Consider the following 1,843-nt stretch of genomic DNA (forward strand, 5'->3'; position numbering starts at 1 on the left):
GTCGCACTTCAGGATCTGCATGAAGACCGGGAGCGCCTGAAGAAGCCGATACGCAAAACTGCCCAGGGCTGGGAAGAGCTATCCTGGGAGGACGCCTTTGACCTGGTTGCCGAGAAGCTTCATGGAATTCGGAAAACCTACGGCCGAAACAGTATCGGGGTCTACCTGGGCAATCCCAATGTCCACAATCACGGCGCCCTGATGACCACCATGCCGTTTTTGCGGGCCATCGGCACCCAGAATCGCTTCTCTGCCACCTCCAACGACCAGCTACCGCACATGCTGGCCAGCCTGGAGATGTTTGGTCACCAGATTCTGTTTCCGATTCCGGACATCGACCATACCGATCTGTTTATCTGTATTGGCGGCAACCCGATGGCCTCAAACGGTAGTCTGATGACCGTACCGGACATCCGGGGCCGCCTGAAAGCACTGCGTCAACGGGGCGGGAAACTCGTGGTGATTGATCCCCGGCGCACTGAAACCGCCCGCCTGGCCGACGACTTCCATTTTATCCGGCCCGGCACCGATGCCTTCCTGCTGATGGCCATGGTACACACTCTGTTCGAAGAGAACCTGGTGGACCCTGGCGCGGCCGAGCGGCTGGTGAAAGACGTGGATCTTCTTCGCCTGGCCGCCCTGTCGTTCTCACCGGAAGCGGTAACCAGGCACACCGGCATTGAGGCTGAGGCCATCCGACAGCTGGCGCGACAGCTGGCGAAAACGCCACGGGCAGCCCTGTATACCCGAATGGGCACCAGCACTCAGGCGTTTGGCGGTACCACCACGTGGCTGGCGTACTGCCTGAATATCCTGACCGGCAAGCTGGATATACCCGGTGGCGTACTGTTTACCCAACCGGCGGTGGATCTGGTGGCACTCGGCGCCATGTCCGGGCAGCGCGGGCATTTCGGTAAGCGCCACAGCCGGGTTCGCGGTCTACCGGAATTTGCGGGAGAGTATCCGGCCAGCACCATGGCCGATGAAATGCTTACACCGGGCGAAGGTCAGGTCCGTGCCTTTGTGACCGTGGCCGGCAACCCTGTGCTATCAAGCCCTAACGGCCAGCGACTGGAGTCAGCCCTGGAGGGGCTGGATTTCATGGTGTCCGTGGATTACTACCTGAACGAAACCACCCGCCATGCCGATGTCATTCTGCCGCCAACGGCGGCCCTGGAGCGCAGTCACTATGATCTGATCTTCAGCCAGTTTGCCGTACGCAACGTAGCCAAGTACAGCGAAGCACTGTTTCCGGCAGCGGACGACGCCCGCCACGACTGGCAGATTCTGCTGGAGCTCGCACACCGTCTGGAGCAACAGCGCAAAAGCGGGCGCCTGCCCCTACGCTCGGAAATGGGCTGGAGGGCGTTCAAAAAACTGGGACCAGATCCGATTCTGGATCTGCTCTTGCGAACAGGCCCCTATGGTGCCGACGCCGGCCCGGTGCGCCCATTCGCCCAAACCGCCATCGAACTGGTGATGGACATTCTTCCGGAGCGTAACCCCCTCAAAGGCCTGGCCCGGCTGAGCCCACTCAACCGACGTTGGGATGAATTACCAAAAGGCCTATCACTTTCTGCTCTGAAAGCCGCACCGCATGGCATCGACCTCGGCCCCCTGCAACCGGCGTTACCGGAAAGGCTGTTCACCCGCGATGGTCTGATTCAGATGGCACCTCGCCGCTATCTCGCGGATGTGGAGCGCATGCAGGCTACCCTTGAATCTGCCCCCGCTGACGGCCTGCTGTTGATTGGCCGTCGCCATGTCCGCAGCAACAACTCGTGGATGCACAACAGCCAGCGTCTGGTCAAAGGCAAAGGCCGCTGCACCCTGCTTATCCACC

Annotated in this window: 1 protein-coding gene; it reads left to right on the forward strand. The window is 60.7% G+C overall.

What is annotated here, in order from left to right:
• Positions 1-1,843 (forward strand): molybdopterin-dependent oxidoreductase (locus B3Y70_RS07980; protein ID WP_288589578.1); only part of this gene is annotated, 1,843 nt, incomplete at both ends.

The organism is Marinobacter sp. UBA5687 (genome assembly GCF_002420325.1).
In the GTDB taxonomy this organism is placed as follows: Bacteria; Pseudomonadota; Gammaproteobacteria; order Pseudomonadales; family Oleiphilaceae; genus Marinobacter; species Marinobacter nauticus.